This is a genomic window from Streptomyces geranii, assembly GCF_002954775.1.
Lineage (GTDB): Bacteria > Actinomycetota > Actinomycetes > Streptomycetales > Streptomycetaceae > Streptomyces > Streptomyces geranii.
Genome location: NZ_KZ672952.1, coordinates 67,930 through 91,419, shown reverse-complemented (window position 1 = coordinate 91,419; position 23,490 = coordinate 67,930). Strand labels below are relative to the sequence as shown.

25 protein-coding genes are annotated in these 23,490 nt (G+C 71.5%); 13 read left to right on the top strand and 12 right to left on the bottom strand.

Annotation, left to right across the window (positions count from 1 at the left end):
- Nucleotides 1-47 precede the first annotated feature (47 nt).
- Together CW359_RS00440 and CW359_RS00435 are read right to left on the bottom strand one after the other, a co-directional pair.
- Nucleotides 48-629 carry an Rv1733c family protein gene (locus tag CW359_RS00440; protein ID WP_105967649.1) on the bottom strand — a complete coding sequence of 194 codons (582 nt, stop codon included), beginning with the start codon at nucleotides 627-629 and terminating at the stop codon, nucleotides 48-50.
- A gap of 185 nt (nucleotides 630-814) precedes the next feature.
- Entirely contained in the window at nucleotides 815-1,183 is a 369-nt protein-coding gene (locus CW359_RS00435; RefSeq protein WP_105967648.1) for an STAS domain-containing protein, read from the bottom strand.
- A gap of 241 nt (nucleotides 1,184-1,424) precedes the next feature.
- Here CW359_RS00435 and CW359_RS45690 point away from each other — a divergent pair, with 241 nt between their 5' ends.
- The 6 genes from CW359_RS45690 to CW359_RS00410 all read left to right on the top strand — a co-directional run bounded on the left by CW359_RS45690 (nucleotide 1,425) and on the right by CW359_RS00410 (nucleotide 5,459).
- Nucleotides 1,425-2,054: an alcohol dehydrogenase catalytic domain-containing protein gene (locus CW359_RS45690; protein WP_198655069.1), complete on the top strand. Its 630-nt coding sequence runs from the start codon at nucleotides 1,425-1,427 to the stop codon at nucleotides 2,052-2,054.
- Entirely contained in the window at nucleotides 1,990-2,283 is a 294-nt protein-coding gene (locus tag CW359_RS45685; RefSeq protein WP_198655068.1) for a zinc-binding dehydrogenase, read from the top strand. Before CW359_RS45690 ends, CW359_RS45685 begins: the two co-directional genes overlap by 65 nt.
- Nucleotides 2,247-2,963: a pyridoxamine 5'-phosphate oxidase family protein gene (locus CW359_RS00425; protein ID WP_232838135.1), complete on the top strand. Its 717-nt coding sequence runs from the start codon at nucleotides 2,247-2,249 to the stop codon at nucleotides 2,961-2,963. Before CW359_RS45685 ends, CW359_RS00425 begins: the two co-directional genes overlap by 37 nt.
- Nucleotides 2,964-3,075: 112 nt before the next feature.
- Complete coding sequence (locus CW359_RS00420; RefSeq protein ID WP_105967647.1) at nucleotides 3,076-3,516, top strand: pyridoxamine 5'-phosphate oxidase family protein; 441 nt, start codon at nucleotides 3,076-3,078, stop codon at nucleotides 3,514-3,516.
- 209 nt (nucleotides 3,517-3,725) lie between these two features.
- Nucleotides 3,726-4,553 carry a universal stress protein gene (locus CW359_RS00415; protein ID WP_198655023.1) on the top strand — a complete coding sequence of 276 codons (828 nt, stop codon included), beginning with the start codon at nucleotides 3,726-3,728 and terminating at the stop codon, nucleotides 4,551-4,553.
- 48 nt (nucleotides 4,554-4,601) lie between these two features.
- Nucleotides 4,602-5,459, top strand: a complete 858-nt coding sequence (locus CW359_RS00410) for a universal stress protein (protein ID WP_105967646.1) — start codon at nucleotides 4,602-4,604, stop codon at nucleotides 5,457-5,459.
- Between the two features lie 16 nt (nucleotides 5,460-5,475).
- On the opposite strand, the gene CW359_RS00405 is transcribed toward CW359_RS00410, so the two are convergent.
- From CW359_RS00405 to ppdK, 6 genes are all read right to left on the bottom strand, one after another.
- A complete protein-coding gene (locus CW359_RS00405) occupies nucleotides 5,476-5,955 on the bottom strand; it encodes a pyridoxamine 5'-phosphate oxidase family protein (RefSeq protein WP_105968170.1) in 480 nt (159 codons plus the stop codon).
- Nucleotides 5,956-6,165: 210 nt separating this feature from the next.
- Nucleotides 6,166-7,785 (bottom strand): oleate hydratase, encoded by a 1,620-nt coding sequence (locus CW359_RS00400; RefSeq protein ID WP_269805576.1) that lies wholly within the window; start codon nucleotides 7,783-7,785, stop codon nucleotides 6,166-6,168.
- 154 nt (nucleotides 7,786-7,939) lie between these two features.
- Entirely contained in the window at nucleotides 7,940-8,326 is a 387-nt protein-coding gene (locus CW359_RS00395; protein WP_105967644.1) for a hypothetical protein, read from the bottom strand.
- 41 nt (nucleotides 8,327-8,367) lie between these two features.
- Nucleotides 8,368-8,733: a ferredoxin reductase domain-containing protein gene (locus tag CW359_RS00390; protein WP_232838133.1), complete on the bottom strand. Its 366-nt coding sequence runs from the start codon at nucleotides 8,731-8,733 to the stop codon at nucleotides 8,368-8,370.
- Nucleotides 8,730-9,416, bottom strand: a complete 687-nt coding sequence (locus CW359_RS00385; protein ID WP_105967642.1) for a CBS domain-containing protein — start codon at nucleotides 9,414-9,416, stop codon at nucleotides 8,730-8,732. The genes CW359_RS00390 and CW359_RS00385 overlap by 4 nt, the downstream gene beginning before the upstream one ends.
- 16 nt (nucleotides 9,417-9,432) lie before the next feature.
- Nucleotides 9,433-12,117, bottom strand: a complete 2,685-nt coding sequence (gene ppdK / locus CW359_RS00380; RefSeq protein WP_105967641.1) for a pyruvate, phosphate dikinase — start codon at nucleotides 12,115-12,117, stop codon at nucleotides 9,433-9,435.
- A 317-nt stretch (nucleotides 12,118-12,434) separates the two neighbouring features.
- On the opposite strand from ppdK, the gene CW359_RS00375 reads away from it, so the two are divergent.
- The gene (locus CW359_RS00375) at nucleotides 12,435-14,153 is read left to right on the top strand and encodes a sensor histidine kinase (protein WP_105967640.1); all 1,719 of its coding nucleotides are present in this window, start codon (nucleotides 12,435-12,437) and stop codon (nucleotides 14,151-14,153) included.
- Nucleotides 14,154-14,327: 174 nt separating this feature from the next.
- Here the strand turns inward: CW359_RS00375 and CW359_RS00370 are convergent, their stop codons facing one another.
- A complete protein-coding gene (locus CW359_RS00370; RefSeq protein ID WP_105967639.1) occupies nucleotides 14,328-15,275 on the bottom strand; it encodes a Ppx/GppA phosphatase family protein in 948 nt (315 codons plus the stop codon).
- A gap of 362 nt (nucleotides 15,276-15,637) precedes the next feature.
- Between CW359_RS00370 and CW359_RS00365 the strand changes: the two genes are divergently transcribed.
- The 6 genes from CW359_RS00365 to CW359_RS00340 all read left to right on the top strand — a co-directional run bounded on the left by CW359_RS00365 (nucleotide 15,638) and on the right by CW359_RS00340 (nucleotide 19,723).
- The gene (locus CW359_RS00365) at nucleotides 15,638-15,979 is read left to right on the top strand and encodes an ArsR/SmtB family transcription factor (RefSeq protein ID WP_105967638.1); all 342 of its coding nucleotides are present in this window, start codon (nucleotides 15,638-15,640) and stop codon (nucleotides 15,977-15,979) included.
- The gene (locus tag CW359_RS00360; RefSeq protein ID WP_105967637.1) at nucleotides 15,976-17,709 is read left to right on the top strand and encodes a SulP family inorganic anion transporter; all 1,734 of its coding nucleotides are present in this window, start codon (nucleotides 15,976-15,978) and stop codon (nucleotides 17,707-17,709) included. The genes CW359_RS00365 and CW359_RS00360 overlap by 4 nt, the downstream gene beginning before the upstream one ends.
- Entirely contained in the window at nucleotides 17,706-18,131 is a 426-nt protein-coding gene (locus tag CW359_RS00355) for a pyridoxamine 5'-phosphate oxidase family protein (protein WP_105967636.1), read from the top strand. The genes CW359_RS00360 and CW359_RS00355 overlap by 4 nt, the downstream gene beginning before the upstream one ends.
- Entirely contained in the window at nucleotides 18,131-18,562 is a 432-nt protein-coding gene (locus tag CW359_RS00350; protein ID WP_105968169.1) for an ATP-binding protein, read from the top strand. Before CW359_RS00355 ends, CW359_RS00350 begins: the two co-directional genes overlap by 1 nt.
- A 272-nt stretch (nucleotides 18,563-18,834) precedes the next feature.
- Nucleotides 18,835-19,185, top strand: a complete 351-nt coding sequence (locus CW359_RS00345) for an ArsR/SmtB family transcription factor (protein ID WP_105967635.1) — start codon at nucleotides 18,835-18,837, stop codon at nucleotides 19,183-19,185.
- A 157-nt stretch (nucleotides 19,186-19,342) separates the two neighbouring features.
- Entirely contained in the window at nucleotides 19,343-19,723 is a 381-nt protein-coding gene (locus tag CW359_RS00340) for a hypothetical protein (RefSeq protein ID WP_105967634.1), read from the top strand.
- Nucleotides 19,724-19,775: 52 nt separating this feature from the next.
- Here the strand turns inward: CW359_RS00340 and CW359_RS00335 are convergent, their stop codons facing one another.
- From CW359_RS00335 to CW359_RS00325, 3 genes are all read right to left on the bottom strand, one after another.
- Complete coding sequence (locus tag CW359_RS00335) at nucleotides 19,776-19,961, bottom strand: DUF6126 family protein (RefSeq protein WP_105967633.1); 186 nt, start codon at nucleotides 19,959-19,961, stop codon at nucleotides 19,776-19,778.
- A gap of 173 nt (nucleotides 19,962-20,134) precedes the next feature.
- Nucleotides 20,135-22,090 (bottom strand): PAS domain S-box protein, encoded by a 1,956-nt coding sequence (locus tag CW359_RS00330; protein ID WP_105967632.1) that lies wholly within the window; start codon nucleotides 22,088-22,090, stop codon nucleotides 20,135-20,137.
- Nucleotides 22,091-23,014: 924 nt separating this feature from the next.
- Nucleotides 23,015-23,488: an FMN-binding protein gene (locus CW359_RS00325; protein ID WP_105967631.1), complete on the bottom strand. Its 474-nt coding sequence runs from the start codon at nucleotides 23,486-23,488 to the stop codon at nucleotides 23,015-23,017.
- Between the last annotated feature and the right edge of the window lie 2 nt (nucleotides 23,489-23,490).

Sequence of the window (23,490 nt, the reverse complement as noted above, 5' to 3'; positions counted from 1 at the left end):
GAAGCTCCAGGCCGCTCTTCGGCCCGGAGCCCGGATCCGTCGTGCGGTCAGCTGGTCCTGTGGCTCCACCGCGGTCCCACCTGGTCCCATTCCCTGCCCCACTCGTCGACGCGGCGCCGGTCGAGCCGCCACCGGGCGACAGCTCCGGCACCGAACACCAGGCCCGCAATGCCTGCCGCGGCCGTGACACCCAGGAAGCCGGAGTGGACGGCCGCCTCGGTGGAACTCCGAGGCGCGGCGGTGAGACGGCCCTGGCCGTCCTGCCAGACGGTGACCCTGGATCCGGCTTCGAGGCCGATGTCCACCATGGTCCGGCCCGTGCGAGCCGAACCGTCGGAGGCCGTCCAACGCACGCTTGTCATCCGACGGTCGGCTTTACCACGAACGGCGGTGACATTGACGGGGACATCCTCCAGGAGCACGGCTCGGACGGCCTGCCGCTCGGCTCGCTGCCGTGCGAACACCTCGTCCGCGGCATGATCGGTCACCAGCCCGGCGATGGTGCCGCCCACGACGAAGACCGTCCACACGGCCGGCACGATCCAGGCCTCGACGATGTCGTTGCGCCGTCGCAGCGGGTTGCCGCGCCACCGCCACAACCACTTCTTCGCGTACTTGCCACCGGCCATTGCTCCGCACCTCCTCGTTGTCGTGACGCATCCGAAGGTGACAGCGAAGACCGTGCCCCGACATGGGCCGACCAGGCGCCGCCGCAAGGCTGCCCGGGACCGACTCCGCGGTCAGGAAGGGCCGTTCGGCCCAAGAGGTCGCGAGGCCCACGCGGGTCGGGTGGCCGAGGGCGAAGGCGACACGGCTACGCGGCCGACGTACCGGCCAGATCTTCGGGCCACCGGGGACGGATGTCGAAGGTGTTGGTCAGCCCTGTGCAGCGGAGGATCCGCAGGAGCCGGGCGCTGTCCGTGACCAGCCGCAGCCGGCCGTGCCGGGCCCGCGCGCGATTCCGCGCCCGGCACAGCGCGCCCAGCCCGGCGCAGTCGATGAAGGACACGGTACGGAGATCGAGCACCACGTCAGGGGACTCGGCTGCCGTCAAGGTGTCCAGGTGTGCCGCGAGCGCGGGCACTGTCAGGATGTCGATCTCGCCCTGCAGGGCCAGGACGGCCGTGCCACCGGACGTGTAGTGGGAGCCGAACGGCGTGGACTTCGTGTGGTTAGCGGCCATGAGGAGAGAGAAGCGGGATCGTCGGGGTGCGAGGAAGGGCCGTTCGGTCCCTGTTCGGACAGGTCGGTCGGCCCCCCACTGTGCTTTCGAACAGACTGCCGGGGCTGTCCGGCGGGCGATGGTGCCGGACGGCCCGAGCGCAGCAGGCGATTGCCGGACGAGGCTTCGTCTTCCACGGCCCCGGGCAGTCCGCCTCGGAGGAGGTCCCGGACCTCGCAGTCAGGAACCCACCGACGCCGTCGTGAGGGTCGGTGCCATCACCATCTGCGGCACGGACCTGCACGTCCTCAAGGGCGACGTCCCCGAGGTACGACCGGGCACGGTCCTGGGGCACGAGGCCGTCGTCGAGATCGTCGAGATCGTCGAGATCGGCGGCGACGTGCGGACCGTACGTTCGGGCGACCGCGTGCTGGTCTCCTGCATCAGCGCCTGCGGACGCTGCCGCTACTGCCGCGAGAGCGGCTACGGCCAGTGCCGGGGCGGTGGGGGCTGGATCCTCGGCCACCTGATCGACGGTACCCAGGCCGAGTACGTCCGCGTCCCCTACGCCGACCTGTCCGTGCACGCCCTGCCCGGCGCCGTCGAGAGCAAGGACACCGTCCTGCTGGCGCAGATCTTCCCGACCGCCTACGAAGTGGGCGTTCTCAACGGGCAGGTACGTCCGGGCGACACCGCCGTCGTCGGAGCCGACCCCATAGGAGTCGCGGCGATCGCCACGGCACGCCTGTTCGCGCCCGAGCGGATCGTCGCCGTCGACCTGAGCCGCGTCCCGACGGGCGGCCGTCAAGCGGCTCGGCGCCGACGCCGTGGCCGACGCCCGCGAGGACCCCGAACAGCTGGTCGCCGGCCTCACCGACGGGCTCGGCGCTGACGTGGTCATCGAGGCGGTCGGAGTGCCGGAGAGCTTCGAGCTGTGCACACGCATGGTGCGGCCTGGCGGCCACGTGGCCAACGTCGGAGTCCACGGCAAGCCCGCCACGCTGCACCTGGAAGACCTGTGGATCAAGAACGTGACCATCCCCACTGGTCTCGTGGACACCCACTCCACGCCCCCTTGCTGCGCATGGCCGCCGCCGGCCGACTGCCCACGGCACAACTGATCACCCACACCTTCCCGCTGGAGCACATGGAGGAGGCGTACGACGTCTTCGCCCGCGCGGCCGACACCGGCGCCCTCAAGGTGGTCCTCGGCGGGCCGTCGCACGAGGCGGTCGCCGCCCGGGCGGCCATGGCCCCCAGCTACGTGACGCACCTGGAGCTGCACGCCGACACCGCGCCCGGCCGAGGCGTACTGCGCGCGCTGGCGGCAGCCCTGCGGACCACGGTGTCGGCGCTCACCGGCGCCGACGCCGATACGCCACCCGGCCTCGGACGGGTCGGGCACGCTCCCGACTTCACCGAGCTGAGCCAGGCCGAGTGCGCACAACTGCTGTCGACGCACGGTGTCGGACGGCTCGCGGTGTCCACCGCGCTCGGGCCGGTGATCGTCCCGGTCACCTACAGGGTCGTCGACGACACGATCGTCTTCAGAACCGCCCCCGGGGCGACACCGTCGCTCGCCTCCGGCGGCCTCGTCGCCTTCGAGGTCGACCGGATCGACGACGCCTTCAGCCAGGGCTGGAGGGTGCAGGCGCGCGGATACGCGCGCACCGTGACGGACCCCGGCGACGAGCGCCGGCTCGCGGAACGGGCGTACAGCGAGCCATGGGCCGGAGGCCGGCGCGACGTGTGGGTGCGCATAGAACCGTGTGCCGTCACCGGACGACGCATCGTGGTCTGAACAGGGTCCTTCTCCGGAAGCCGGGACCGATGGTCCCTGGCCGGGGACGCCCGCGCCGCTCGACGATGGACAGGACCCGTACCGCGATGCCAGGTGAGAGACGAGAAGGCGGATGGATGCCAACGACGGATTCCGTGAGCTCGACCGGCAGGAGTGCCTGAGCCTCCTGGCCGAGGCGCCTGTGGGGCGCATCGTGTACACACGGCAGGCGTTGCCCGCCGTGCTCCCGGTCAACTTCGGTCTCGACCGCGACGGTGCGGTGCTGGTGCGCACCGCGGCCTCGTCGGAACTGGTGAGCGCGGTCGACGGAGCCGTGGTGGCCTTCGAGGCCGACGCGGTCGACGTCACCACCCAGTCCGGCTGGAGCGTCGTGGTGATGGGGCCGGCCGCCCTGGTGACCGACCCCGCCGAGCACGCACGGCTGCTGCGGACCGGACCACGTTCCTGGGTGCCGGCGCCGCAGGAGGTCTTCGTGCGCATCGCCCCGGAGCTGGTCACCGGACGTGAACTCGCGGGCGGACGCACCCTGTACGGCGTGCGCCTTCCTTCCTGAACCGTGAGCGCCACGTCCCGGGGGACCTCATCGGTCTGTTCTGTCCCGGACCGAACGGCCCCTGCGGCAGGGGCCGTTCGGCGTTTCTCCGGGTCTCTTGGCTCCTGCCCGAGGCGTCGGCTCACGAGGAGCATCGTTCGTGGAGGCCGGTGCGTTCGTCGAGCGTCGCTTCCGTCGAACGGTCACTCGAAGAAGGGACGGGTACGGCCATGACCACACATCACATAGTCGTCGGAGTGGACGGCTCGCTGAATTCCGTAAGGGCCCTGGACTGGGCCGAGGCCGAGGCCGTACGGCACAGCGCCGGACTGCGCGTGCTCTACGCGGTGCCCGACCGTGACGAGGCCGCACCGGTCCTGCGCTACGCCGTCTCGCGCACCCACGCACGTCGTCCGGAACTGCTCGTCGAGACCGTCGCGGCGGAAGACGGCGTGGTGCGTGCGCTGGCGCGCGAGAGCGCGGACGCGGCACTCACCGTCGTGGGATCGCGTGGCCTGGGCGCGCTCACCGGCCTGGCGTTCGGCTCGGTGAGTCTGAAACTGGCCGCACTCACGCGAGGACCGCTCCTGGTCGTCCGCGGGGAGCACGCGTACGACGACGGGCGGGACGTGCTGCTCGGCCTGGCGGACGACACGGACACGGCTGCGGCGGAGTACGCCTTCCAGGAGGCCGATCGGCGCGGCGTGAACCTCCGTGTCCTGCATTCCTGGAGCCATCGGCACACCACCCCCGAACTTCCCTCCCTCGTGCCTGCCCGCGGTCCGGGTCAGGAACGGCTGGCCAGGGAGGCCCGGGCGGAGGAGGCCGTACCCCGTTACGCCCTCACCCGACTGCAGGACCGGTACCCGGGCGTGACGGTGGAGACCCGCACGGTCCGCACCGCTCCCGCGGATGAACTGCTGGCGGCGACCCAGGAGGCTGCCGTGGTCGTCATCGGCGCCCACCGCCGTACGAACGTGCTCGGCCCGCGACTGGGCCCGGTCGCCCACACACTGCTGCACCGGGCGCACTGTGCCGTGGTCGTCGTCCCCGAATGACCGGCCCGCTGCCACGCGATCACCCACATTCCCGAAGGAGGACGGCTCATGCCCCGCACCGTCGCCGTCGGCCTTGACGGCTCGTACGAAAGTCTGGCCGCGGCCGAGTGGGCCGCTCGTGAGGCCGTGATGTACGGGATTCCGCTCCGAGTCGTGTACGCGGGGGAGCAGCAACCCCACGACTACGTGCCGTTCGCCGGCCATCCGGTTCCCCCGCCGGGAGTGGACCGTTCCGCCCGCCTGCTGACCGAGACGAAGGCCCGGCTGGCCCATCGCCACTCCGGGGTACGGGTGAGCGCCGAGCAGATCGCCGGCCCGCCGGTGCCGGTGCTGGCCGCCGTCGCGGGGGAGGCCGAACTCCTGGTGCTCGGATCGAGGGGCCTCGGCATGGTGGCGGGGGTCCTGCTGGGCTCCGTAGCGCTTGCTGTGGTGGCTCGGGCGGAGCGGCCGGTCGTGCTGGTCCGCGCCGAAGAGGAAGGCGGGCAGGAGCGCCGGACGGAGGCTTTCGACGGGGCTGGTGACACGACGCCGTACCGCGATGTGGTGCTGGGACTGGATCTGCGCGCCCCTGACGGCCGTGTTCTGGAGTTCGCGTTCGACGCCGCGTCCAGACGGGCCACCGGACTGCGTGTGGTTCACGGCGGCGAGGCCGCCGCCGACGACGTGGAGCAGAGGCTGGCCGATGTGCTCGGCCCCTGGCAGGACAAGTACCCGGGCATCGAAGTGACGGCTGAGGCCGTGATCGGCGACGCGGGCACGCATCTGGTCGACGCCTCGCGTGCCGCGTCGCTGGTCGTCGTGGGACGCCGTGGTCGGGAGGGCTCGCTCGGCCCGCACATCGGCCCGGTGGCACACGCCGTCCTGCAGCACGCGCTCGCACCGGTCGCGGTGGTCGCGCACGACTGACGGCGTCCGCCGTCGTTCAGGCCGACGCGGACGGATCGTCGGCCGTGAGGCGGACCCCGGTGATCAGATCGGGGCTGATGCGGATGGCGTGATCCATCCGCTGCATCACCCAGGGACGCAACAAGGCCCGATAGCGGGCCAGCTCCCGCGGGTCGGTGACCAGCCGCGCATAGCCCGTGACGACGACGCTCCAGCCGAGGTGGGTGTCGGGGTCGATGTCGTCGGCCTCGTAGGCGACGACGGCCCCCTCACCCCCGTTCTGCTGGGCGTACCGGGTCAGCGTGGCGTCACCGTGGGTGCGGATGACGATGTCGCCGTCGACCAGGACATGGTTGACCGGGCGGATCGTCGGCAGCGCGAGCCGGGTGAACACGATCCGTCCCAGGGACACGCCGCCCAGGAGCCGCAGCGCCTCGGCACCGTCCAACTCGACATTCCTGCGCGTTTCCGAGGCATTCGACGACGCGTCGCCGTCGGCCGTGGCAGGTTTCCGTATCGGCGGGTCGCTCACGCTTCTCCCTCTCCCGTGTCCATGCGGGCACCAGAAACCCCCTGACCACGCGGACGATCGAATGCCCACGTGCAACGGAGCGACACCGCGGGGGATCGGTGCCGCTCCTGCCTCCACTGTCTCTCGGGCCGCGCTGTTCCCACAGGTGCCGATGGTCCCCACCGTGGGCCGGACGGCCCCCGTGCCGTGGGTGACCTATCGGCGGTGCATGGTCTCCAGGGCGGCGGCCAGTACGTGGGGGTCGTGGTGGCCCTTGTAGACCTGGGGAGGGCGCTTCTCCAGCTTCAGGAGCCGCGCCACGGCCGTCCAGGCGGTGCGTACGGAGTACTCGACGGTGAAGACGACGTCGTCGGGCACCTCGGCGAACTGCCCGATGAAGGCGAGGTTGACCGACCCTTCCGGTACCACCTGGGGACGGTCGTCGCGGCGGCGGGTCAGGAACTGGCTGGTGATGTACGGCATCACGCAGGGCACCACGGTGGAGGTCTCCAGGATCCGGGCCCTGGTCGGCTCGTCGAACGGGAGGTGCTGGAGGACCTCTTCGAGGATCTCCCGGCCGCTGCACATCGTCATCGGCTTGGGGGTGTGGTTGCCGGCGCGGCCGGGGTGCAGGCCGTAGCCCCACCAGACCGAGACTCCGTCGGGCTGGTCGCGGTAGACGGGCTGGCGGTCCGCGACGATCGTGAGCAGCCAGTTGGACTCGGTGAAGGTCATCAGTCCGCCCCTGCCCGTCTCGCGGCCACTGAACTCCTTGAGCGCCTCCAGGAAGGCGGGGTCCCTCGTGGTGACCGTCAACGACTCCCACCGGGAGTCCTTGACGTGCTTGTCGAAGACGGCGGGGTCACCGAAGTCGTCGCGGCCACGGGCCAGTCGGTGCCACAGCAGCCAGGCGTCCGAGCGGTGCGGGGCCGGGGGAGGCGCGGAGGTGTGCGAGCCGAGGCTGGAGGCGTCGGTCATGGAGCCGTTGGTGACGAGGACCAGGTCCTCGGGCGCGACGGTGATCTCCTTGTCGAAGCCGCCCTGGTTCAGGTAGATGGTCTCGACCGTGCTGTGCCCGGCGCCCGGGGCGAAGCCGAGGTCGGTGACGTGGCAGCCGGTGTGCACGGTGACGCCGTGTTCGCGGAGCCAGGCGGTCAGGGGCCGGACGATGGAGTCGTACTGGTTGTAGCGGGTCCGGTGGATGGCCGACATGGAGGCGAACTCGGAGAACAGGTGGATGAAGCGCCTCAGGTAGCGGCGGAACTCGATGGCGCTGTGCCAGGGCTGGAAGGCGAACGTGGTGCACCACATGAACCAGAAGTTGGTGGTGAAGAAGTGTTCGCCGAAGCAGTCGGTGATCTTCTTGCCGTCGAGGTGCCCTTCCGGGGTGGCCAGGCAGCGGACCAGCTCCAGCCGGTCGCGTTCGGAGAACCCCATGGAGGTCGTGTCGATGATCTTGCCGTCCCCGTCGACGAGCCGGGCGATGTCGTCCCAGGCGAAGTCCTCGTGTCCGGCCAGGATCTCCTCGGTCACCGAGACGGCGGGGTCGTCCAGGGTCGGGATGCCGGACAGCAGGTCGTACGTGCAGCGGAACTCGGCCTCGAACATGCGCCCGCCGCGCATGGTGTAGCCGGTGTCCGGCGTGCCGCCCGCGTCGAGGCTGCCGCCGAGGGTCCGCTGTTCCTCGAAGAGGTGGATGTCGCAACCCCTGAAGCCGCCGTCGCGGATCAGGAACGTGGCCGCGGCCAGTGCCGCGATTCCGCTGCCCACCAGATATGCCTTCGCCATCACACAACTCCTCGTGCTCGCCGGTCGATCGGTAACCGTGCCTCCCACGATTTCCCGCCGACAGGCCGTGCGTCAGTGGGCCGTTGGTCGCTTCAGGGGGCCGGACGGCCCACCCGGACATGGGCCCGGTGGCCCGGTCGGTGGGACGTCGCCGACCGGGCCGCTGTCGTCGCTTCGCCGCTGCGGAATCAGGCAGTGGGAATCATGCGGTGCGGGGGGCTTCCGAGGCTCCACCGCGCCACGGAGGCGCTGTCGTCCGGTGTCCGTCGTCCCAGGCGTGTGCGGCCCTGTCTGTCTGGCGGCGCAGCCGGTCCCGGAGCCGGTCGACGACCTCCGTGCCCGTCGCCTCCTCGGCGACCGCCACCACCTGCCGGCTGCCGATGCGCAGGTCGGCGGTGGCCGACCACGCGGCGTCGGCGTGGTGGGCGGTCGCCCGCACGATGTGCACCTCGCCGGTGACGGTGGGCAGGCCCGGCCTGCCGACGACGGCGTCGATCTTCGTACGGGCGTAGGCCAGGGTCTCCTCGTCCACGGCGCCGTCGGCGCGCAGCCGGACCAGGGGAGTCTCCTGGACGTTGTCGCTGGTCATCAGGGGTCCTTTCAGTGAGGGGTCGTAAGCCGCGGTGCTGATCAGGAGGTGTTGTCGGGCAGCCACACGTCGGGTCCGAAGACCTCGTGGCGGATGCGTCGCGCGGGAACCCCGGCGCCGAGCAGCTGTCCGCGTATCTCCCGCATGAAGGGCAGCGGGCCGCACAGGAACACCGTGGCGTTGTCGGGGAGTCGCGTTCCGCCCAGGTCCATCAGGCCGGTGCGGGCGTCAGGTTCCTCGGGTCCGGGATGCTCGTGCCAGAAGACGGCCCGGGCGCCCCGCAGTCGCCCGACGAGGTCGTGCGTCTCGGCCCGCAGGGCGTGGTCGGCGGGGGAGCGGTCGGCGTGCAGGACCAGTACCGGGCGGATGGAACGGAGGGCGGCGAGGCGGGCCAGGATGCCGGTCATGGGAGTGCAGCCGATGCCTGCCGAGACCAGTACGACGGGGGTGGTCGCATCCACCGGGTCGTCGAGGAAGACATCGCCGAACGGCGCGGACAGCAGCAGCTCGTGCCCCTGTTGACGACGCCCACCACACCGTCCACCCGGAACGTCGGCCGGATCACGAGCGGAAGGTCCGCGCCGTGCTCCAGCGCCCCTTCCAGCGTGGCCATGCCGTCGCGGACCGAGACGGTCACGTCGTGGTCCGGTCGGCCGAGGGCGCGGGGCAGCACCTCGTCGCTGATCTCCCGGCGGATCTCGTCGTCCGTGCGCAGGAAGACGCGCAGCAGGTCGCGCCGGGTGGCGATGCCGATCAGCCGGTCCTCCTCGTCCACGACCGGAAGACGTTCGACGCCGTGACGCTCCATCACGCGCGCGGCGTCCGCGATCCGCTGTTCCGGGTGCACGGTGATCGCGGGCGTGGACATCAGCTCCTGCGCCGTGACGCCGTGGGCCCTCGGGGACCGGGCCGCCTGCCGGCGGATGAGATCGCTCTCCGAGATCACTCCGACGACCTTTTCGTCCTCGTCGACCACGGGCAGCCCACTGATCCGATGCCGGTGCAGCAACCGCAGAACGTCCTTGACCGGAGTCTCCCGGTGGGCCTCGACGACCTCATGGGTCATCACCTCACCGACGATGCGGGTCATGTGCCCCACCTCCTCGTCACCTGCTGTCGCTCGTCCCCGACTCGGGGAGCGCGGCCCGTCCGGCCTCCAGCCGCGCGACCGGGACGCGGAACGGCGAGCAGGAGACGTAGTCCAGGCCGACCGAGTGGAAGAAGTGCACGGAGTCGGGGTCCCCGCCGTGTTCGCCGCAGACGCCGATCTTCAGGTCGGGGCGTGCGGCACGGCCCTCGTCGACCGCGATCCGCACCAGCCGGCCCACACCGTCACGGTCGAGGGTCTCGAAGGGTGAGGCGGCGAAGATGCCCTTGTCGAGGTAGGCGGAGAAGAACGCCGCCTCCACGTCGTCGCGGGAGAAGCCCCAGGTGGTCTGGGTGAGGTCGTTGGTGCCGAAGGAGAAGAACTCCGCCTCCTCCGCGATCCGGCCGGCGGTGAGCGCGGCCCGGGGCAGCTCGATCATCGTGCCGACCGGGCAGTGCACGGGGATGCCGGACTCCTCGGAGACCTCGGCCAGCACGCGCTCCACCTCGGCCCGCTCGATACGCAGTTCCTCGACGGCACCGACCAGCGGGACCATGATCTCGGCCTCGGGGGAGCCCCCGGCCCGGACGCGTTCGACGACCGCCTCGGCTATCGCCCGCACCTGCATGGCCACCAGCCCCGGGACGATCAGACCCAGACGGACACCGCGCAGCCCGAGCATCGGATTCTCCTCGTGCATACGGTTGACCGCTGCGAGGAGTTCGGCGTCGTGCGGGTCGGGCCGATCGCCTCGGGCCTCGGCGGCGGCGATGCGGACGGCGAGTGCGGTGCGGTCGGGCAGGAACTCGTGCAGGGGCGGGTCGATGAGCCGGATGGTGACCGGCAGACCGTCCATCGCCTCCAGGATGCCGACGAAGTCCCGCCGCTGGAGCGGCAGCAGCGCGCTCAGCGCCCTCTCCCGCTCGGTCTCGTCGGCGGCCAGGATCATCGCCTCGACCAGCTTGCGGCGCTCCCCGAGGAACATGTGCTCGGTGCGGCACAGCCCGACACCCTGCGCGCCGAACCGCCGGGCGCGGGCGGCGTCCTCGGGGGTGTCGGCGTTGGCCCGCACCTCCAGCCGCCGGGCGCCGTCGGCCCGTTCCATGGCGCGGGCCACGGCCTCGACCAGCCCGGCCGACTTCTCGCCCGTCTCGAAGTACCGCATCACCGCGGAGTCGACCAGCGGAGCGGCGCCCAGGTACACGGCCCCCTCGGAGCCGTCGACGGAGATGACGGTGCCTTCCTCGACGACTGTGTCGCCCACGGTGAAGCGACGCGCCGCCGTGTCGACGGTGAGTTCCTCGGCACCGCACACGCACACCGTGCCCATGCCCCGGGCGACGACGGCCGCGTGGCTGGTCTTGCCGCCGCGGCTGGTGAGGACCGCCTGCGCGGCGATCATGCCCGGCAGATCGTCGGGGGTGGTCTCCTGGCGTACGAGGACGACCTCCTCGCCCGCGGCGGCCCGGCGGACCGCCTCGGCCGAGTCGAACACGGCCGCGCCCACGGCCGCACCCGGTGAGGCGGGCAGTCCGTGGGCGAGCGCCTCACCGACGGCAGAGGTGTCGAACCGGGGGAACATCAGCCGGGCCAGGCCGTCCCCGCCGACCCGGGCCAGGCCCTCGTCGGGGGTGATCAGCTTCTCGTCGGTCAGCTCCGCCGCGATGGCGAACGCGGCCTCGGCGGTGCGCTTGCCCACGCGGGTCTGCAGCATCCACAGCCGGCCGCGCTCGATGGTGAACTCGATGTCGCACAGGTCTCGGTAGTGGGTCTCCAACGTGCCCATGTGGTCGCGCAGTTGCCCGTACGAGACGGGGTCCAGCTCCTCCAGGGCGGTCAGCGGAACGGTGTTGCGGATGCCGGCGACAACGTCCTCGCCCTGGGCGTCGGCCAGGTAGTCGCCGTAGAGGCCGGGCTGTCCGGTGGCCGGGTCCCGGGTGAAGGCGACACCGCTGCCGGAGTCGTGGCCGAGGTTGCCGAAGACCATGGTCTGCACGTTGACGGCGGTGCCCAGGTCGTCGGGGATGTGCTCGCGGCGCCGGTAGAGGCGGGCGCGCTCGCCCTGCCAGGACTCGAAGACGGCCAGGACCGCCCGGCGCAGCTGTTCGGCCGGGGACTGCGGGAAGTCCTCACCGGTCACCCGGCGGATCAGTTTCTTGTACGTCCCGACCAGCCCGGCCAGGTCCGCCGCGTTCAGGCCCAGGTCGTTCGTCGCCCCCTGCTTTCGCTTGAGGTCGGCGATGGCGTCCTCGAACAGGGAGCTGTCGACGCCCATGACCGTACTGCCGAACATCTGGACGAGGCGGCGGTAGGAGTCCCAGGCGAAGCGTTCATTCCCGGAGACCTTCGCCAGGCCGAGCACGGCGTCGTCGCTCAGCCCGATGTCGAGGATCGTCTCCATCATCCCGGGCATGGAGAACCGCGCCCCGGAGCGGACGGACAGCAGCAACGGGTCGTCCGGCTGTCCCAGTCGCCGCCCCGCGGCCTGCTCCAGGGCGGCGAGGTGGGCGGAGATCTCGCCGGCCAGGGTCTCCGGCTCGGTGCCGTCGGCGAGGAAGGCCCGGCAGGCCTCGCTGGTGACGGTGAAGCCCGGCGGGACCGGCAGGCCCAGCCGGGTCATCTCGGCCAGGTTCGCGCCCTTGCCGCCGAGCAGGTCGGCCTGGTCACGGCCGCCTTCCGTGAAGTCGTACACGTAACGGACCATGACGCCGGTCTCCTCCGGTGGGCTGCGGGCTGGGTACCTCTCCAGCGTCCGGCCGCCGGGACCGGAAGGGGCAGGTGCTTTCGGTCCCCACCACTGGGCCGGTCGGCCCCGGCAGGTCCGAGGGGTCAGCCGTGAGACCCGACGCACGGGGGGTGACGGTCCAGGCCAGACGTGATGTCGGTGATCCAGAGGCGCGGAAGCCGGGAGCCCGGGTGCTCGGCTCGATTCGCTACCGGACCCTGCCGCTGACCACTACCGTGACAACTGACCGGACCGTTGGGCGTCCGTGCGTAAGAGGGGACCTGGAGGAACGCAGGGTGGAAACCCCCGAGGAGGCTCGCGTGCGCCTGCCTCAGTTGCGGCTGGACGAGCTGCTGGAGGAGCTGCAGTCGCGGCTGGACGCGGCCCGTGGCACCCGGGACCGGGTGCACAGCCTGCTGGAGGCGGTGCTGTCGGTCGGCCGGGAGCTGGACCTGGAACAGGCCCTGCGCAGCATCGTGGAGGCCGCCGCTGTCCTGGTCGACGCGGAGTACGCGGCGCTCGGCGTGATCGGCCCGGACGGCAGGCGGCTGTCCGCCTTCCACACCGTCGGGATCAGCGAGAAGCAGATCGCACGGATCGGCCCGTACCCGGAGGGGCACGGCATCCTGGGGGAGCTGATCCACCACCCCGAGCCACTGCGCCTGGCGAAGATCTCCGAGCACGCGGCCTCGTACGGCTTCCCGGCGCACCACCCGCCGATGAACACCTTCCTGGGCGTCCCGATCCGGGTGCGCGACCAGATCTTCGGCAATCTGTACCTGACCGAGAAGCGGGGCGGCGCCCAGTTCGACGAGGACGACGTGTCGGTCACGCTGACGCTCGCCGTGGCGGCCGGCGTCGCGATCGACAACGCCCGGCTGTACGAGGAGTCCCGGCTGCGGGAACGCTGGCTGCGGGCGAACGCGGAGGTCACCCACGGCCTGATGTCCGGCGCTGAGAGCGCCGAGGTCCTCGCCCTGATCGCCGAGCGGGCCGGCGAGATCACCGGATCCGCCCTGGCGGCGGTCGCGCTGCCCATGGAGGACACCGGGTCACTCGCGGTGGAGATCGCCGTCGGGATGGACGCCGACGCACACCGGGGCCTCGTACTGGCGATGGACAAGAGCCTGATGGGGCTGGCGTTCTCCGGTGCCGCCCCCGTCACCAGCGCGGACGTCACCCACGACGAACGCATCTCCCTGGAGCCCCCGCGGTTCGGCGGACTCGGACCCGCCGTGGCGGTGCCCATCGGCACGGGAGACGCGGGTCCACGGGGCGTGGTCCTGCTGGCGCGGAAGGCCGGTCAGCCGGGGTTCTCGGCGACGGAGACCGAGACCTTGCAGTCCTTCGCCGCACAGGCCGCCATCGCGATGGAACTGGCCGAACGCCGCCAGGACGCCGAAGCGGTCGCGGTGCTCATGGACCGGGACCGCATCGCACGCGACCTGCACGATCTGGCCATCCAACGGCTGTTCGCCACCGGTATGACACTGCAGAGCGCCGGCCGCTTCATCGAGCACGAGGAGGCCGCCGAGCGCGTGGCGCGCGCGGTCGACGACCTCGACGAGACCATCAAGATCATCAGGTCGACGATCTTCGGCCTGCGCGCACGTGGAGGCACGGGAGAGAGCGGCCTGCGGGCTCGTGCCGTACGGGTCGTGGGGGAGGCGGCCCCGGTGCTCGGCTTCGCTCCCGGCGTCCGGATGGAAGGCCTGCTGGACACCGACGTGCCGAAGGACATCGCCGATCATGTGGTGGCGGTGCTCTCCGAGGCACTGACCAACATCGCCCGGCACGCCCGGGCGAACCGCGCCGACGTGCTCCTGGCCACGGACGGGCGCGAGGTACGGCTGTCGGTCACCGACAACGGGGTGGGCATCCCCGCCGACGGCCGCCGCAGCGGGCTGCGCAACATGGGGGAGCGCGCCGAGCAACTGGGCGGCGGACTGGAACTCGGGACGCCCGAGGGCGGCGGCACCGTACTGCTGTGGCGGGTACCGGCGCGGAAGTCGTAGGGCCGAGGCATGCGCCCAGGGTCCGCATCGGCAGGACCGTGCGGCGCTGGACGGTCATCGCCCTTCCCGTCCTGGACGGAGTCCTGACCGGACGGTGCGGATGGGCGGGGCGCCGAGGGGTCGCCATGACCCGTCGGCCGGAACGGCTCCGGCGTTGAACGTCGGCAGCCGGGTTCAGCCGCCGTCGCGGCGGCGGCCCGCTGAGGTGCGGGGTGTGCCGAGGTGTTCGAGCAGCAGTCCCTCCCGGGTGGACCAGGGGCAGATCTCGACCTTCTTGGCCCCGCAGGCCTCCATGAGCGCCTGTGCGATCAGGGCTCCGGCCAGGGACTGTTCGGCACGGTGCCGGGAGATGCCGGGCAGCTCGGCGCGGCGGGACGGTTCCGCGTCGGCCAGCAGGGAGACCGATCTGCGCAGGTGGGGCAGCGCCAGCCGCCGTACGGTTCGTGGTGTCTTGCCCTGGGCTGCCGTGAGCCGGGCGAGTTGTTCGAAGGTCTTGGAGCAGGCCAGTACCCGCATGCCCGGCTCGGCCTGGGGCAGGCCGGGGACGGCCTCCAGGGACCGGCGCAGATGCCGCCGGATCTCGGCCAGGCGGCGTGGGGACGGCGTGGTCCCGCCGGGAAGCCAGTCCCGGGTGATCCTGCGGGCTCCCAGCGGCAGCGAGTGGACGGTACGGGGCTGGGCCGCGGTGCCGGAGGCGATCTCCACGGTGCCGCCGCCGATGTCCAGGACCAGCAGTTCCCCGGTCGCCGGGCCCGCCCACTGGCGGGCGGCCACGTAGGCCAGCCGGGCTTCCTCCTCGCCGGTCAGCACCTGCAGGCGGGTGCCCGTGGCGCGTGCGACCCGCGCGATGATCTCGTCGCGGTTGGGCGCGTCCCGGATGACGGAGGTCGCGAAGGCGAACACCTCCGGTCCGCGCGGGTCGGCGGCGACGGCCTCGGCCACGGCACGCTCGACGCTCTTCACGCCGACCTTGTCCAACTGCCCCTTGTGATCGAGGGTCTCGTGCAGTCTCAGCCGCACCTTTCGGGAGAACACCGGCTCCAGCAGCGCCCCCGGACGCTGCCGCACCAACGTCAGCAGAGCGCTGTGGCACCCGACATCGAGCACCCCTGCCTGCCGCATTTCATCGCCTTCCCTCGTCCCGCACTCGACCGGGCCGGCTCCCCGTCCGATTCCTCCGGCGGTCCGGACCACGGCCCGACAGAGATGCCTGCCCACCGCGTGAGCATATCGTCACCACCCGTACACCCTGGGCCTTGAGGCGACGGACCGGGAGTGAGGAGGATCGCAAGCGGGGTGGCAGGAGGCGCATGGGCGAGGGTGGCAGCCTCCCCCGGAGGTCCGACGACGCCCAGATGTCAATCACATGCTGAATTGCAAAATTATGCAATTGGCTAGATGCTGTGTTGGCTGTTCTCGCAAGTGTCGGGGGGCGGCCTTCGCTCGCCCCGGACGGGGCGCTGCCAAGGAAAGGAAGCGCCATCGTGTCCGTTCCGCTGTACGAGGCGAAGGCGGAGTTCTTCCGGATGCTTGGGCATCCGGTGCGCATCCGGGTGCTGGAGCTGTTGCAGGACGGGCCGAAACCGGTACGGGACCTGCTGGCCGCCATCGAGGTCGAGCCCTCCGCCCTGTCGCAACAACTGGCCGTGCTGCGCCGCTCCGGGATCGTCACCGCCACGCGCACCGGCTCGACGGTGACGTACGAGCTGGCGGGCGGGGACGTCGCCGATCTGATGCGGGCCGCGCGCCGCATCCTGACCGAGCTGCTGGCCGGACGGAACGAACTGCTGGCCGAGTTGCGGGAAAACGAGGTCGCCGCGCGATGACATCCGCCTTCACCCGTCTCTCGGGCCGGGTCGCCGCGCTGCTGCCCGGCCGCAGTGATCTGGCGGAGATGCGCCGAGGCCCGCGCCGGGACCTGCTGGCCGGCCTCACGGTGGCGATCGTCGCGTTGCCGCTCGCGCTCGGCTTCGGCGTCTCCTCCGGGCTCGGCGCCGAGGCCGGACTGGCGACCGCGGTCGTCGCCGGTGCGCTGGCCGCGGTGTTCGGCGGCTCGAATCTCCAGGTGTCCGGGCCGACGGGCGCGATGACCGTGGTGCTGGTGCCGATCGTCGCGGAGCACGGGCCGTCCGGGGTGCTCACGGTCGGGCTGATGGCAGGCGCGATGCTCGTCGCGCTCGCCCTGCTCAGGGCCGGGAAATACATGCGGTACGTGCCCGCGCCCGTCGTGGAGGGCTTCACCCTCGGCATCGCCTGCGTCATCGGGGTGCAGCAGATCCCGAACGCCCTCGGGGTACCCGGTCCCGAGGGCGACCGTGTCCTCGTGGTGGCCTGGCGCGCGCTGCAGGAGTTCGCGAGGCACCCGAACTGGACAGCCGTCGCCCTCGCCCTGGCGGTCGCCGCCGTCATGCTCACCGGCGCCCGCCGACGGCCCACGATCCCCTTCTCCCTTCTCGCCGTGATCGCCGCCACCGTCGTGGCCCAGGTCGCCGGACTGGACGCGGCGCGGCCGATCGGTGACCTGCCGTCCGGCCTGCCCGCACCGTCCCTCTCCTTCCTCGACCTCGGCGCACTCGGCTCGCTGCTGGCCCCGGCCGTCGCCGTGGCGGCGCTGGCCGCCCTGGAGTCGCTGCTGTCGGCGTCGGTCGCCGACGGCATGACGGTCGGCCAGCAGCACGACCCGGACCGCGAACTGTTCGGCCAGGGGCTGGCCAACATCGCCGCGCCGCTGTTCGGCGGCGTGCCCGCGACCGGTGCGATCGCGCGGACCGCGGTCAATGTCCGCACCGGCGCGAACTCCCGCCTCGCCGCCCTCGTCCACGCGGCGGTCCTCGCCGTCATCGTCTTCGCGGCAGCGCCCCTCGTCTCCAGGATCCCGCTCGCCGCACTGGCCGGCGTGCTGCTGGCCACCGCGATCCGGATGGTCGAGGTCAGTTCGCTGCGGGCCATGGCCAAGGCCACCCGCTCCGACGCGCTGATCCTCGTCCTGACCGCCGTCGCGACCCTGGCCCTGGACCTGGTGTACGCCGTGATCATCGGCCTGGTGGTCGCCGGCGCCCTCGCCCTGCGCGCGGTGGCCGCACAGGCCCGCCTGGACCAGGTCCCCCTCGACCGGGGCGACCACAGCGCGGAGGAACACGCGCTGCTGGCCGAGCACATCGTCGCCTACCGCATCGACGGACCGCTGTTCTTCGCCGCTGCCCACCGGTTCCTGCTGGAGCTGGCCGAGGTCGCCGACGTCCGCGTGGTCATCCTGCGGATGTCCCGGGTGAGCACCATCGACGCCACCGGAGCCCTCGTCCTCAAGGACGCCGTCCAGAAGCTGGGCCGGCGCGGCATCGTCGTCATGGCCTCCGGCATACGCCCCGGCCAGCGCCAGGTCCTGGACTCGGTCGGCGCGCTGGAACTGCTGTGCCGGGACGGGCACGAGTACGCCTCCACGCCCGAAGCGATCCACGGCGCCCGCAACCACCTGGAGTGCGCCGGTGTCCTGCCGCCGCTCCCCGCCCGGACGTGGCGGCCCGTCAGCGAGGAAACAGGGGGAACCGTCGGATGAGCACCGAGCCGGCATCGTTGCGTAGGGTCGAGGTCTCCGGCGCGGAGGCCCTGCGGCTGCTGGAGCACAGCGCGCTGGGACGGCTGGTGTACACGCGGCGGGACCTGCCCGTCATCCGGCCCGGCCGGCACACGCGGGAGTGCGGGCGCCTGGTGGTGCGCACCCCGGCACAGGCGCCGACGTACCAGGTGAACGAGGTGCGGGCCGCGACCGGCACCGGCTGGACGGCGACGGCCACCGGACCCGCCGAGACGATCACCGATCCGAACGAGGACGCCCTCCTCCACAGCCTGAAGGGCATGGGAGGTGCCCCCGTGCGCCGTACGCCCACCGGCTGGGCGTACGGCCCGCACGACACGATCGTGCGGATCCATCCCCAGACGGTCTCCGGTTTCCGGCGGGCCCGGGGGACGGAGCGTTGATCTCCCCACGGCTCGAAGCCCTGCCCCACCGGCATGTCCTCACCCTGCCCACCGCGCCGTCCGCCGTCCGGCTGTCCCGGCAGACGGCCGGGCGGGCGCTGAGCGAGTGGGGGATCAGCCTGCGCCACCCCGCCGTCGGCCCGGCCCTGCTGATACTCGGCGAGCTGGTCACCAACAGCGTGCGGCACGCCGCCCTGCTCTCGCCGGAGCTGACCGTGATCTACGCGGCCGACGTGGACTGCCTGGCCTTCGCCGTACACGACCGCCACCCCTACCAGCCGCCGCTGTACGCGCCGGTCACCGGCACGGGCACCGGGAGCGGCGGCCTGGCGACCGTCATGGAACTCACCCTCGGCCTGAGCGGTACCGCAGTCGTCCGGGGCGACGCCGACGGCCAGGGCAAGAGCATCTGGATCACCCTCCCTCTCTGAAGAGAACAGGCCTACCGCACTAGGCGCATCCCCGGCGGGACGGCCCGCCCCCGGCAGCCCCCAACGCCCCGCCCCAAGCCTCCCTCCGGACGGGACGGTTCTCGTGTGCGGATTTCGGCGTGGCCGCTGACGCAGGCGAGGATGGGACGCATGTGTGTGACGAGCGAAACGAGGTGGGGGTCCCCTGGCCCCAAGGGCGGGGGAGAGTGGATGCGATGTGCCGAGGGCCGGTCGAGACGGCTGTACTGCTCCACCGGGGAGGGGACGCCACGATGAGCACGCCGCTCTACCAGCTGAAGGCCGAGTTCTTCAAGACGATCGGCCACCCGGCCCGTATTCGGGTCCTGGAACTGCTGAGCGAACGCGAGTACGCGGTCGCCGAGATGCTGCCCGAGGTGGGCATCGAGCCCGCGCATCTGTCGCAGCAGCTCGCGGTGCTGCGGAGGGCGAACCTGGTGGTGGCGCGCAAGGAGGGTTCCACCGTGTACTACTCGCTGACCAGCCCGCACCTCGCCGAGCTGCTGCGGGTCGCACGGACCATCCTCTCCGGCGTGCTCGCCGGACAGGCCGAACTGCTCGCCGACCTGCGGGCCGCCCAGACGCAGGCGAAACCGCCGTCGTAGCGAGGGCCCTCAAGCGGCGTCCGTCCTGGATCGCCGCTTGGGTCGGCGGCGGCGTTCACCTCCGGGTCGGGACGGCAGACGGTCTGTCCTTCGCACGTCCGGTCTGGGATGCTGGAGGCCGGCTCGACAGGGGGGGCGGACTGTGTACACGGAACCTATGGCGCGAGCCGTTGTGGAACCGGCGGTGCTCGAGCTGGTACGGCAGTATCCCCGTGGCACGCCGTTCTCCACGACGGTCACCTTCGGTGGGGACGACTTCAGCATGTGTGCCCATGTGCGGGCGCAGTGGGCGGCACCCGGGCAGGTGAGGATCGCGCTGGCCTGCTGGGTCGTCAACATGGACACGGCGCGCTATCTCGGTGACAACCCACCTGTCGGGAAGGAGATGCGGCTGCCGCCGGAAGGCACAGCGGAGTGGGACGAGGACTTGACCAGCCGGGTGATCGGCCACCTCGCGGCTCGTATGAACGCCCTTTCCACCGCCCTGCCGACCACGGACGAACACCTCACCATCACCGTGCCGCTCGTCCTGACCTAGATCCGACGAGTCTGCCTACCGGGCCTTGGCCCTGCCGTCGCTGGGCAGCCCGTTACTTGTCCGCGTGCTCACCCAGGTACATGAGCAGCCAGACGAATCCCGCGAACAGGTGGGTGCCGAAGATGTAGAAGCCCGCCCGGATCGCGACACCGCGCTCGATCCAGCTTTCCCGGTCCGTGCCCTTCTCCTCGTGCCGCGCGCTCTCGGGGCCCTCTGCCGTCCCGGTTCCCTCACCCATACTGTCGTCTCCCTGAGTTGAGCGATCTCCAGGCACGAGGCCGCGGGCCGTCTTCCTCCGCGCCATGGTCCGCACGGGAGCCCCGGTTCCGCATCGTGCAGGTATCAGCCGTCACATATGGCGAATTGAAGACTTCTTCAATTGTAGGGGTGTGCAGCCCCGGTATCGCGTCGTCACGGTTTGAGGGTGAACCAGGTGGTCTTGCCCTCGTCGGTGGGGCGGACTCCCCAGTTGTCGGCGAGCGCGCGGACGAGGAGCAGGCCCCGTCCGGACTCCTCGTCCGTGCCGGCCAGGCGGGGCTGGGGGAGTTGGGGGCTGTGGTCGGTGACCTCGACCGTGAGATCGGAGTCGGTGCGGCTCAGGCGGAGTCCGATGGGTCCCTCGGCGTGCAGCACCGCGTTGGTGAGGATCTCGGAGAGCAGCAGGAGGGCGTCCTCCGCCACCGCGGCGCAGCCCCAGGTGACGAGGGCCTTGCTGAGGAACGCGCGCCCCTCCGGCACGGAGGTCGCAACGGCGGCCAGACCGGTGGTGAGGGCGGTCAGTGGAGCGGCCGGCAGCTGGGCCAGCAGCAGGGTGACGTCGTCGTTGTGGCTCTCCGCGTCGGGCAGCAGAGCGGCCAGCACATGGTCGGCGGCGGCCTCCAGACAGGGGGTGTCGGTGAAGAACTTGCCGAGGACGGCCGTGAGTTCGTCGATCTGGTCCTCGATGTCGCTGCCGGGGGTTTCGATGAGACCGTCGGTGTAGAGGACGAGGGTCGCGCCGGGCGGAACGGCCTCACAGGACTGCTGGTAGAGGATGTTGCCGACGCCGAGTGGTGCGTTGACGGGTGTGGAAAGGCTTCGGACGCCCTCGGTGGGGCCGACGACCAGGGTCGGCAGATGGCCGGCCGAGCAGACGGTCACCGACCCGGCGTCCGGGGCGATGACCAGGTAGCAGCAGGTGACGAGCTGGTCGGGCACGTCGAGGTCGGCGACGACCGCGTCCAGGGCCTGCATGAGCTGGCGGGGCTGCATGTCGGTCTTGGCGAGGGCGTGCGCGGCCGAGCGCAGCTGGCCCATGACGGCGGCGGCCTCCAGACCACGGCCCATCACGTCACCCATCAGTACGCCGACGCGGCCGGCGCCCAGCGGAATCAGATCGAACCAGTCACCGCCCACGCCCGCGCCCTGGGTCGCGGGCCGGTAGCGACTGGCCGTGGCCAGCCCGGGGATGGCGGGCGGAGTACCCATGAGGCTGCGTTGCAGGGTCAGGGCGATGTGCTGCTGCTGTTTGTAGAGGGCGGTGAGCTCGGCCTCGGCGCGCTTGCGGTCGCTGATGTCCCGCACGATGGCGCAGGCGCCGACCACCGTGCCGTGGGTGTCCCGGGTCGGCCACAGTGTGACGTCCACGTCCAGCAGCACCCCGGTCCTGGTGACCCGCAGCGTCTCGAAGTGCTCGACCTTCTCCCCGTGCCGCAGTCGCTCCAGGAGCAGGCTGATCTCGTCCCGCGCGGTGGGCGGGGAGAGCAGGGTCACATGCTGTCCGATGACCTCCTCGGCCGTGTAGCCGTACAGCCGCTGCGCGGCGGCGTTCCAGTAGGTGATGCGCCCGTCGAGGGTCTTGGCGAGGATGGCGTCCTGGGACGACTCGACTATCGCGGCGAGTTCGTTGATCCGCGCCTCGGCGGCCCTGCGGTCGCTGACGTCGCGGACGGCCGCGGACATGAGGAGCCCGTCGGCGGTCTCCAGCGGGCTGAGGCTGATCTCCACGGGGAACTCGGTGCCGTCCCTGCGCAGTCCGTGCAGTTCGAGACCGGCGCCCATCGGCCGTACCTGCCGGTTGGCCGCGTAGCCGTCGCGGTGCCCGGTGTGGTGGCCGCGGAACCGGTGCGGCACCAGCACCTCGACGGGGCGGCCGAGCAACTCCTCACGCCCGTAGCCGAACAGTGCCTCGGTCTGGGCGTTGACCAGTTTGATGGTTCCGGTGTCGTCGACGATGACCATGGCGTCCGGCGCGGCTTCGAGCAGACCCCGGAACCGTTCCTCGGCCTCCCCCGGCCCACCGCGGTGAAACACCGCGCCGTGCGAGCAGCGCTTCGGACCGCCGACTCCCGCCACTTGCGCCGACTCCGTCTCGGCAAAGTCGTCCATGCGCGCCTCCCCCGGCTGCCTTCCACGATTCCGTGATGATTCGGGTCATCCCAGCGCATCCGCCCCTCGCCCGTCGCGGCATGTCGCTTACTTGCCGTCGGGCGGCTGGAACTGTCCGAGGTTGACGCGTATGTGGCCTGGTCCCGGCCCGGCGGAGGAGGCTCGGAGCGTGTGCGCCACCCGGACTCCCGCCCCGGTGGGCGGCGTGCTCGTGGGCCGGTCGACGGGGGTTCGACGGACCGGAGCGCCGCAGTACGCCACACGCGGCGGGACACGCCGGGGCCGCGACACGGGCGACGGCGCGCCGGATCACAGGCGCCCGCCACGAGCGCGTCGGCCGTACGAGAACCGGGTCCGGCTGCATGGCCGACGCTCCCGAGCGTGCCATGGCCGCTGAACCGGGCACAGGCAGGAACGGTGGCCGGGAAACCGGCCTGTGAGCAACGCGTGAGCCGCCCGGCCGTGTAGCGGACACCTACCGTGCGGAGGCCCGTTCGAACAGACGCCATGGGGCCTGTTCGAACGGGCCTCCGCACCGTTGTGTGATCCCAGCCCGGGTGGCGACCATCGGCCTGTTCTGTTGCAGCGCCGTGCACGACCTGCGGCAGGGGATCATCCGTGCGCCTCACGCGCTGGTGGCAGTCGCCCGGTGCTCTGTCGCGGCGCGCGTCTTACGATTCCTGGGGTTCCGGCCGGTTCGTGTCGGCATCGGCCCCGGGTGCCGGCGCCGACGGTCTGGATGTCGCCTCGAGGTCACCGGTCGGCTGCGCGGGCGACGCCGAGGCCGAAGACACTTCGGGCGAAGGCGGCGGGGCCAAGTCGGGCCGGCGGGGGGCGACTTCGCCTCGTCGTCGGCGATCGACCCGGAGACGATGTGCCCGCTCCTCTCCGGCATCGTGATGTGGCCGAGTTGCCGGTCGGGATTCAGCGGCTCGCCGAATCCAGCGCCGACTGGAGTGACTGGCGGTAGCCGTCGCTGGTGTACGTGGCTCCGGAGACCGTGTCGATGTCGGCGCTCTGAGCCGTGAGGGCCTCTCTGGTCAGCTGCGGGATCGCGTAGCTGTTGATCTGCTGGTCCCGTGGGTTGTCCTGCGGGTAGGTGACCGCCGTGACGTCGGTGAGCTTCCCGTTCGTCAGCGTGACGCGGACCTGGACGGGACCGTAGCGCGTCTGGACGGAGTCCCCGGTGAGCGTCCGGGTGCCGGTGGCCGAGCCGCTCGACCCGGTCGTTCCACTTGACGTGCTGGAACTGGTGTACGGCGCGGGAGAGGACCCGAGCCCGGCGACGGACGGCGTCGTGTGCGGCTTCAGGGACAGGAGCAGCACCATCCCGGAGACGGTCGCGGCGCTCGCCAGCACGATGCGGCGCAGGGGACGGTTCTTCCTCAACGTGTGCAAGA

Coding starts and splice junctions, on each gene's coding strand:
- CW359_RS00440 (WP_105967649.1), bottom strand. CDS start 629: ATGGCCGGTGGCAAGTACGCGAAGAAGTGGTTGTGGCGGTGGCGCGGC.
- CW359_RS00435 (WP_105967648.1), bottom strand. CDS start 1,183: ATGGCCGCTAACCACACGAAGTCCACGCCGTTCGGCTCCCACTACACG.
- CW359_RS00425 (WP_232838135.1), top strand. CDS start 2,247: ATGGCCGCCGCCGGCCGACTGCCCACGGCACAACTGATCACCCACACC.
- CW359_RS00420 (WP_105967647.1), top strand. CDS start 3,076: ATGGATGCCAACGACGGATTCCGTGAGCTCGACCGGCAGGAGTGCCTG.
- CW359_RS00415 (WP_198655023.1), top strand. CDS start 3,726: ATGACCACACATCACATAGTCGTCGGAGTGGACGGCTCGCTGAATTCC.
- CW359_RS00410 (WP_105967646.1), top strand. CDS start 4,602: ATGCCCCGCACCGTCGCCGTCGGCCTTGACGGCTCGTACGAAAGTCTG.
- CW359_RS00395 (WP_105967644.1), bottom strand. CDS start 8,326: ATGACCAGCGACAACGTCCAGGAGACTCCCCTGGTCCGGCTGCGCGCC.
- CW359_RS00390 (WP_232838133.1), bottom strand. CDS start 8,733: ATGACCGGCATCCTGGCCCGCCTCGCCGCCCTCCGTTCCATCCGCCCG.
- CW359_RS00385 (WP_105967642.1), bottom strand. CDS start 9,416: ATGACCCGCATCGTCGGTGAGGTGATGACCCATGAGGTCGTCGAGGCC.
- ppdK (WP_105967641.1), bottom strand. CDS start 12,117: ATGGTCCGTTACGTGTACGACTTCACGGAAGGCGGCCGTGACCAGGCC.
- CW359_RS00370 (WP_105967639.1), bottom strand. CDS start 15,275: ATGCGGCAGGCAGGGGTGCTCGATGTCGGGTGCCACAGCGCTCTGCTG.
- CW359_RS00360 (WP_105967637.1), top strand. CDS start 15,976: ATGACATCCGCCTTCACCCGTCTCTCGGGCCGGGTCGCCGCGCTGCTG.
- CW359_RS00355 (WP_105967636.1), top strand. CDS start 17,706: ATGAGCACCGAGCCGGCATCGTTGCGTAGGGTCGAGGTCTCCGGCGCG.
- CW359_RS00345 (WP_105967635.1), top strand. CDS start 18,835: ATGAGCACGCCGCTCTACCAGCTGAAGGCCGAGTTCTTCAAGACGATC.
- CW359_RS00340 (WP_105967634.1), top strand. CDS start 19,343: ATGGCGCGAGCCGTTGTGGAACCGGCGGTGCTCGAGCTGGTACGGCAG.
- CW359_RS00335 (WP_105967633.1), bottom strand. CDS start 19,961: ATGGGTGAGGGAACCGGGACGGCAGAGGGCCCCGAGAGCGCGCGGCAC.
- CW359_RS00330 (WP_105967632.1), bottom strand. CDS start 22,090: ATGGACGACTTTGCCGAGACGGAGTCGGCGCAAGTGGCGGGAGTCGGC.